Source organism: Flavobacterium sp., assembly GCF_039916025.1.
In the GTDB taxonomy this organism is placed as follows: domain Bacteria; phylum Bacteroidota; class Bacteroidia; order Flavobacteriales; family Flavobacteriaceae; genus Flavobacterium.
In genome coordinates, this window is the sequence record NZ_JBDSMB010000208.1 from 1 (window position 1) to 7,639 (window position 7,639).

A 7,639-nucleotide genomic window follows, 5' to 3' on the forward strand; every position below is an offset into this window, starting at 1 on the left:
GTTTTATAAATTATGATGTTGTCAATCAAAAGTTTCCTGATTGGTCAGTCAAAAAAATATATAACTTTATACATTTCAGGTCAATGCCAAGCAAAGATTCTGTATTTTGGCTTGATAATCCAAACCAGATTGCTGAGAAAATTGAATTGATGCTGAGCGATAAAAGCTCTGAAATTTTTAAGAATGCCCAAAAATGGTTTCAGAAAATAAATCAGCATCCACCTGAAAATGCCTCAGAAAGAATTTGGAATGCAATTGAAAAAATAATTAAAAAATAACATGGCAAAAAGCAAGCTATTAGCCGATTTTAATAGATACAATCTTTCTAAAATTAACTTTAGAACGCTGTTTTTTGTGTTTATTTCTCACCCAATTCCGGGTTTGAAATTTCTAACTATTTTCAGATTAACACAGCGTTACAGAAGGAAAAATAGACTGTTGTTTTATTTTTTCTTTATGTGGCTCCGATGCTTAAAAGTCAAATATGGTTTTGATATTTCGTATCGCACTCAAATCGGTGCCGGTTTATACATTGGTCATTTTGGCAATGTAGTTATTCACGGCGATACGGTTATTGGTGAAAACTGCAATATCTCTCAGGGAATTACCATCGGAGTCAGCAATTATGGTGACAAAAAAGGAGTTCCAATCATTGGAAACCGGGTTTTTATTGGTCCAAATGCCTGTGTTTTTGGGAATATTACTATTGGGAATAATGTGACGATTGGCGCAAATGCTGTTGTAACTGATAATATTCCTGATGGTAAAACTGCTTTGCCTTCCCTAACGATAATTTTAGACAAAGATTTATCTGAATATTATATTCACAACAGCTCCAAATAAGATGAAGATTGCTTTTCTAACCCCAGAATTTCCACACCCAAAAATGGGATCATCAGGCGGAATTGGAACAAGTATTTTGAACCTTTCCAAAGGATTAGCAAAAGCTGGAAATGAAGTTAGCATCTTGATTTATGGACAAAAAAAAGATGATTTTTTTGTAGAAAACAATATTTCTTATTACGCCATTAAAAACATAAAACTCAAAGGATTTTCCAGGCTGTTTACTCAAAAGAAAATACAAAAACTAATCAATAAATTAGTCAAAGAAAACAAAGTTGAACTGCTAGAAGCTCCTGACTGGACTGGGATTACATCTAATATAAAACCAAAATGCCCAGTCGTTATCCGACTCAATGGTTCGGATACTTATTTTTGCCATTTGGACAATCGTCCGGTTAAACATTTAAATAAATTCCACGAAAAACTTGCTTTGCTAAACGCTGTCGCTTTACTTTCTGTTAGTCAATTTACGGCTGATGTAACCAAGGAATTGTTTGAGTTAAATAGAGATTTTACAATTATTCCGAATAGTATCGATACAGATAAATTTGCTAGTCAAGGTTTTGATAAAACGCAAGAAAACACGATTCTCTATTTTGGAACCTTAATCAGAAAAAAAGGGCTTTTAGAATTGCCTTTGATTTTTAATGAAGTATACAAGAAAAACAACAAGGCAAAACTAATTTTGATTGGACGCGATGCTTCGGATATTATTTCCGGAAATGCTTCTACCTGGGCGATGATGCAATCGTTATTTGATGTTGATGCTTTTCAAAATGTAACGTATTTAGGAAGTGTTGCTTACGACAAAATTAGAGAGCATGTTAATTTAGCTTCAGTCTGTGTTTTCCCTACTTTTGCTGAAGCATTGCCTGTTTCCTGGATAGAAGCGATGGCTTTGCAAAAAGCAATTGTTGCTTCCGATATTGGTTGGGCAACAGAAGTTATTGAAGATGGTCTCAATGGTTTTTTAGTGCATCCTACAGCACATGTTGAATATGCCGATAAGATTTTGGAATTACTAGAGAATCAGGAAAATAGAATTAAGTTTGGTGTCGAAGCCAGAAAAAAAGTGGAAGAAAAATTCAGCATTGATGTTGTTGCCAAACAAAGTGCAGATTTTTATCAAAAAGTACTCAAATGAAAAAAGCAATAAAAAAAATCATCAGCAGATTATTCCCAAAAGGGAATGCCAAAGAATTGATGAAACTTAAATATTACAGCATTTTTAAACCAAAAAATGTTGTTTTTGAACTAATTGAAAACCAAGACAAAGTTGCGTATAAAACCAGTTTTCACAATGTGTCCTTGATTACCAATGAAGCGCTATATCCAATCGTAGAAGATTTTAATTATTATCAACATTTTTACAAAGTAAAGCCTGAAGATGTTGTTATTGATGCCGGAGCTAATTGTGGACATTTATCAATTTATTTCTCCAAATTAGCAGGTAAGAATGGAAAAGTATTCGCTTTTGAACCTGATAAATTCAACATCGAAAGAATAAAAAGCAATATTGAATTGAATCCTGATTTAGCTGAAAATATAAAAATTGAAGATTTATTGCTTTGGGATAAAAATGAATTAATCGATTTTTATGAAGCCGGAACTGTTGGTTCATCAGCAGTTTGGATGCCCAATACTGAGCATTGTGTAAAAAAGCAAGCAGTGAGAATTGATGATTGGATAAAAGATAATACTATTCAAAAGCTCGATTTTATTAAAATGGATATTGAAGGCGCAGAAATTGAAGCGCTTGACGGTTGCGTTGAAACTATCAAAACCCTGCAGCCCAATTTTGCCATTGCTTCTTATCATGTCGTAAACGGTAAAAAAACCTTTATAAAAGTCGAGCAATTCTTTGCCTCACTTAACTATCCGTTTAAAACGGTAACCTTCAGGCAAAATGAAATTATCACTTTTGCTGGTCAAAATTTGAAATAAGAATGATTGTATTTTATCATAACAAATCAAAAATCACCGAAATAGTTTCAACTGAAACTGGCAATTTCCTGAATGAAATAAATCGGAATATTGTTGCGGTATTACTTGATTTTGCGGATAAATTTAAAGATGAAATCCTGGTTTGGTGTGATGAAAGTGAAAGAGATAATTTGAATATTTCAGAAATTGAAAAGTTATTTCATCACAAAAAAATGCTTTATTCTTATGCATCTTTAAATAATTATTTTGACAGGCGATTGGGTTATATTGAGGATTCACCTTTTATCAGAATTAATAAGGAAGTGAAATATGCTACCTGGCAAATGAGCAGTCAAGTCGGTGCAGTTCATGCGTCGGTATTAAATGTTTGTAAAGCGGATTTGAAAACTGAAAACAATTTTGATTATTTTCTCAATTCGTTTGCCAAAAGAGCGTTGCCGCAAGGGCTTTTTTGTTATTCTGAACCAAGATTGCTTTTGGAGAAGAAAATAATAAAGTCAGAAAACGAATCAAATCTCCAGGAACTTTTCAGATTTACCAAACAGCATTACAAAACAAGATGGGTTTTTCTGTTGTTTTTTAACTTATTGATTTTTGAGAAGAAATTTCCATTGATGCCGTTGGTTTTTTCATTGTTTTATAGCAAACGAAATTTCAATCCTGAATCGCTAAATCACATTGTATTAGAATCAAACAAAAACCTCATTGAGCAGGCTACAATTGATGTTTTAATTCCAACTATTGGGCGAAAAGATTATTTGTTGAATGTGCTGAACAATTTGGCAGCACAAACCTATTTGCCCAAAAATGTTATCATAATTGAGCAAAATCCAGCTGAAAATAGTAATTCTGATTTAGATTTTGTTGAAAACCAAAAATGGCCATTTGTAATAAAACATCATTTTACACATAAAACCGGAGCGTGCAATGCGAGAAATATTGGTTTGCCAATGATAGAAAGTGAATTCGCTTTTTTTGCCGATGATGATATTGTTTTTGAAAACGATTTATTAGAAAAGGCAATGCAAACATTTCAACAAACAGGAAATGAAGTGTTTTTGGTGGCCTGTCATTTAGAATCGCAGGCAGTTATTCCACAGTCACCAAAGCAGTTTACAGTTTTTGGAGCTGGTCATGCTTTTGTTAAATCGGCTTGTTTTAAAGGTTTGAAATTTAATACAGCTTACGAATTTGGTTTTGGTGAAGACAATGATTTTGGCATGCAATTGCGAAATAGAGGATTTGATATTTTGTATATTTCGACTTCAGAAATCTTGCATTTAAAAGCTCCAATTGGAGGTTTTAGAACAAAACCAATTTTGAAATGGCAGGAAGACGCGATTCTCCCTAAACCGTCACCAACAGTGATGTTGTTCCGATTATTATATGATACAAAGGAGCAGTTGTTGAACTATAAAACCACTTTGTTTTTTAAGAATCTGAACAAGAGTTTCATTTTTAATCCGGTAAAATACATTAAGTTATTCAGAAAGAAATGGGATAGAAGCATTTTCTGGGCTAATGAATTAAACAAGTAATAATCATGAATTTCACATTAATAGTTTGCACTTATATGCGTCCGGTTCCGTTACTGAATCTATTAAATTCGGTAAAAGAACAAACGCTCTATCCAAATGAAATTTTGATTATTGATGGTTCGACTAATGATGATACAAAAGCAATCTTGGAGCAATATCCATTTCAGAACCTGAAATATTTTCTGGCAGCAAAAGAACAAAGAGGTTTGACAAGACAACGGAATTTTGGTGTATCCAAAGTTTCAGATGACTCGGAAGTTGTTTGTTTTTTAGATGATGACACGATTTTAGCAAACAATTATTTTGAAGAAATTTTAAAAACGTACTCACTTTTTTCCGAAGCTCTTGGTGTTGGAGGCTATATTAACAACGAAACCAAATGGCAGAAAGTTGGCCCTGATTATAAAGCTTCTATAAAAGAGTTCGCTTATGATGGTTGGAAGCAAAATGACGGAAGCCGATTTGTATTGAGAAAACGATTAGGGCTTGACAGCAATACAAAACCAGGGTTTTTACCTGAATTTTCAAATGGAAGAAGTATTAGTTTTTTGCCACCATCAGGGAAAATATATGAAGTCGAGCAATTAATGGGAGGCGTATCGTCTTTTAGAAAATCGGTGTTTAGCAGTTTCCAATTTTCAACTTATTTTGATGGTTATGGTTTGTATGAAGATGCAGATTTCACACTTCGACTATCAAAAACCGGAAAATTATATGTCAATACAAATGCACAACTGGGACATTTCCATGATCAATCGGGAAGACCTAATAAATATCAATATGGTAAAATGGTGGTTAGAAATGGTTGGTATGTATGGAGAGTAAAATACCCAAATCCTACTTTTAAAGCTAAACTTAAATGGAATGCAATCGTATTATTATTGACATTTATAAGATTTAGCAATATCTTTACAACAAATAAAAGAATGGAATCGTTTACCGAATTTACAGGAAGAACAGTAGGTTGGTTTTCGTTATTCATTAACAAACCACTTTAAACAAAGATGAGTACACAAGAAGAAATTATAGAAATCAACAAAAAGCAAGTTGAATTTTATAATTACAAAAGCGATAAAAAGAACCTGCCAACACGAATTTGGTATTATTTCAGGGAGAAAACCTTAAAAAAAATACGAAAGGACATTGGTGTTTTAAACGAATCTTATGACATCCATAAATCCTGGTTTGGTGATTTGTCAAATAAGAAAGTGTTGGATTTAGGGTGTTTTGCAGGTAATTATTGGAGTATGTATTTAGCCGAATACAGCAAAAAATACATCGCTTTAGATTTGAGCGATGTCGCTATTGATAAGCTGGCTATTCGAATAAAACCGTTCCCAAATGCTGAAGCAATCGCCGCTGATTTTCTTTCAGAACAATTCGCTGAAAAAGACTTTGATATTATTTATGCCTATGGCGTTTTGCATCATTTTCAAAATCCGGATGTTTTAATCTCCAAACTCAACGAGAAATTGGCTCCAGGTGGTGTAATCATAAGTTATGATCCATTGGAAACCAGTTTGCCGATAAAAATTATGAGAGTATTGTATCGCCCGTTTCAGTCTGATAAAGATTGGGAATGGCCATTTACTAAAAAAACCTATTTTAAATTTGCTAAAGCATTCAATATCGTTGAGCGTCACGGCCTTTTAGGTCAGTCAAAATGGTATTTTGCAATGAATTTCATGCCATTCGTCTCAGAAGAAAAAAAGCAAAGCATTGGAAAGAAATGGCATAAAAAAGACTGGGATTTGTCGGCTACGTCAGACAGCCATTTGTTTAAATGCATGCATTTGACCATGTTAATGCAAAAAAAATAAATTCGGATGAAATTTGCCATAATTACTCATGTCATTCATGGCAAAGAATTGGGAAACTATTTTGGCTATGAGCCTTATGTTCGTGAAATGAACTTATGGATAAAGAACGTTTCCGAAGTTTTAATTGTAGCACCTTTGCATTCCACACCTAAAACAAAAATCCAGGAGTTTTATCAACACAAGAAAATAACATTTGTTTCTGTGGCTGATTTTGACATTTCCAGTTTTAAAAACATTTTGCATTCTTTGATGGTCATGCCCGGTATAGTTTGGAAAATTTACCAAACAATGAAAAATGCCGACCATATTCATTTGCGTTGCCCCGGAAATATTGGATTATTAGGTTGTTTAGTACAGATTCTTTTTCCTTCCAAGCATAAAACCGCTAAATATGCAGGAAATTGGGATTCCAAAGCAAAGCAGCCACTGACTTATCGTTTGCAAAAATGGATTTTAAACAATACTTTTTTGACTAAAAACATGCAGGTTTTGGTATATGGCGAATGGGAAAACAATACTAAAAATAGTAAGCCTTTTTTTACAGCAAGTTATTTTGAAAAAGATAAAATTGATGTAAGACCTAGAGAATTGGAACATAAGATTTCATTTCTTTTTATCGGAACGCTTTCAAATGGAAAACAGCCATTGTATGCAGTTCAGTTGATTGAACAGCTTTTCAAAAAAGGATACGATGTTCAGTTGGTGATTTATGGAGAAGGAATCGAAAGGAAAATGTTAGAGAATTACATTTCGGAAAATAAACTTGAAAACATTGTGTTTCTGAAAGGCAATCAAAACCAGGAAACGATTAAGAAAGCCTATTTAGAAAATCATTTTGTAGTTTTACCATCTTTGAGCGAAGGCTGGCCAAAAGTTGTAGCCGAAGGAATGTTTTGGGGTTGTCTGCCAATCGCTTCCAAAGTTTCCTGTGTTCCAAATATGTTGGAAAATGGAGAAAGAGGATTATTGCTTGATTTAAAATTAAAAGAAGATGTTCAAAACATTGAATCAATCTTAAACGATAATAGTTTGTATCAGGATAAAGTAAACAAAGCTATTGATTGGTCAGGACAGTTTACTATGGATGTTTTTGAAGATGAAATTAAATTGCTTTTAAAATCATGAGAATAGTTCAAATCATAGACTCATTAGAAATTGGGGGTGCCGAAAAAATGGCAATTAATTATGCAAATGCACTTTCTGTCCAGAATGAGTTTTCAGGTTTAGTTGCTACAAGAGCAGAGGGAAAATTAAAAAAACAGTTGAGTAACTCGGTCTCTTATCTTTTCTTAAAGAAAAAATCAACAATTGATTTTGGTGCTTTTTTTAGATTGAAAAAATATTGCAAAGAGAACAAAGTCGAATTCCTTCAACCACACAGTAGTTCTTACTTTACGGCATTATTGATTAAATTTATTTATCCAAAAGTTAAGATTATTTGGCATGATCACAATGGTTTGAGTGAATTTATCAGTTCTGAAAAATCATTTGCCT

At 33.1% G+C, this 7,639-nt stretch carries 7 protein-coding genes and 2 pseudogenes; all 9 read left to right on the top strand.

Annotation, left to right across the window (positions count from 1 at the left end; genetic code table 11):
• A pseudogene (locus ABIQ27_RS14660) lies at positions 1-278 on the top strand (UDP-glycosyltransferase); the annotation flags it as partial.
• Position 279: 1 nt separating this feature from the next.
• A complete protein-coding gene (locus ABIQ27_RS14665) occupies positions 280-843 on the top strand; it encodes a serine acetyltransferase (protein ID WP_348034664.1) in 564 nt (187 codons plus the stop codon).
• 43 nt (positions 844-886) lie between these two features.
• Positions 887-1,987, top strand: a complete 1,101-nt coding sequence (locus tag ABIQ27_RS14670) for a glycosyltransferase family 4 protein (RefSeq protein ID WP_348034665.1) — start codon at positions 887-889, stop codon at positions 1,985-1,987.
• Positions 1,984-2,787 (top strand): FkbM family methyltransferase, encoded by an 804-nt coding sequence (locus ABIQ27_RS14675; protein ID WP_348034666.1) that lies wholly within the window; start codon positions 1,984-1,986, stop codon positions 2,785-2,787. Before ABIQ27_RS14670 ends, ABIQ27_RS14675 begins: the two co-directional genes overlap by 4 nt.
• A 2-nt stretch (positions 2,788-2,789) precedes the next feature.
• Positions 2,790-4,325 (top strand): glycosyltransferase family A protein, encoded by a 1,536-nt coding sequence (locus ABIQ27_RS14680; protein WP_348034667.1) that lies wholly within the window; start codon positions 2,790-2,792, stop codon positions 4,323-4,325.
• A gap of 5 nt (positions 4,326-4,330) precedes the next feature.
• Positions 4,331-5,323 (top strand): glycosyltransferase family 2 protein, encoded by a 993-nt coding sequence (locus tag ABIQ27_RS14685; RefSeq protein ID WP_348034668.1) that lies wholly within the window; start codon positions 4,331-4,333, stop codon positions 5,321-5,323.
• A gap of 6 nt (positions 5,324-5,329) precedes the next feature.
• Positions 5,330-6,145 (top strand): class I SAM-dependent methyltransferase, encoded by an 816-nt coding sequence (locus ABIQ27_RS14690; RefSeq protein WP_348034669.1) that lies wholly within the window; start codon positions 5,330-5,332, stop codon positions 6,143-6,145.
• Between the two features lie 6 nt (positions 6,146-6,151).
• Complete coding sequence (locus tag ABIQ27_RS14695; RefSeq protein WP_348034670.1) at positions 6,152-7,270, top strand: glycosyltransferase; 1,119 nt, start codon at positions 6,152-6,154, stop codon at positions 7,268-7,270.
• Positions 7,267-7,639, top strand: a pseudogene (locus ABIQ27_RS14700) (glycosyltransferase); the annotation flags it as partial. The gene ABIQ27_RS14695 and the pseudogene ABIQ27_RS14700, both read left to right, overlap by 4 nt.

Excerpts from the sequence above, each read along its gene's own strand:
- ABIQ27_RS14680 (WP_348034667.1), top strand. The coding sequence starts at position 2,790 with ATGATTGTATTTTATCATAACAAATCAAAAATCACCGAAATAGTTTCA.
- ABIQ27_RS14670 (WP_348034665.1), top strand. The coding sequence starts at position 887 with ATGGGATCATCAGGCGGAATTGGAACAAGTATTTTGAACCTTTCCAAA.
- ABIQ27_RS14685 (WP_348034668.1), top strand. The coding sequence starts at position 4,331 with ATGAATTTCACATTAATAGTTTGCACTTATATGCGTCCGGTTCCGTTA.
- ABIQ27_RS14690 (WP_348034669.1), top strand. The coding sequence starts at position 5,330 with ATGAGTACACAAGAAGAAATTATAGAAATCAACAAAAAGCAAGTTGAA.
- ABIQ27_RS14675 (WP_348034666.1), top strand. The coding sequence starts at position 1,984 with ATGAAAAAAGCAATAAAAAAAATCATCAGCAGATTATTCCCAAAAGGG.
- ABIQ27_RS14695 (WP_348034670.1), top strand. The coding sequence starts at position 6,152 with ATGAAATTTGCCATAATTACTCATGTCATTCATGGCAAAGAATTGGGA.
- ABIQ27_RS14665 (WP_348034664.1), top strand. The coding sequence starts at position 280 with ATGGCAAAAAGCAAGCTATTAGCCGATTTTAATAGATACAATCTTTCT.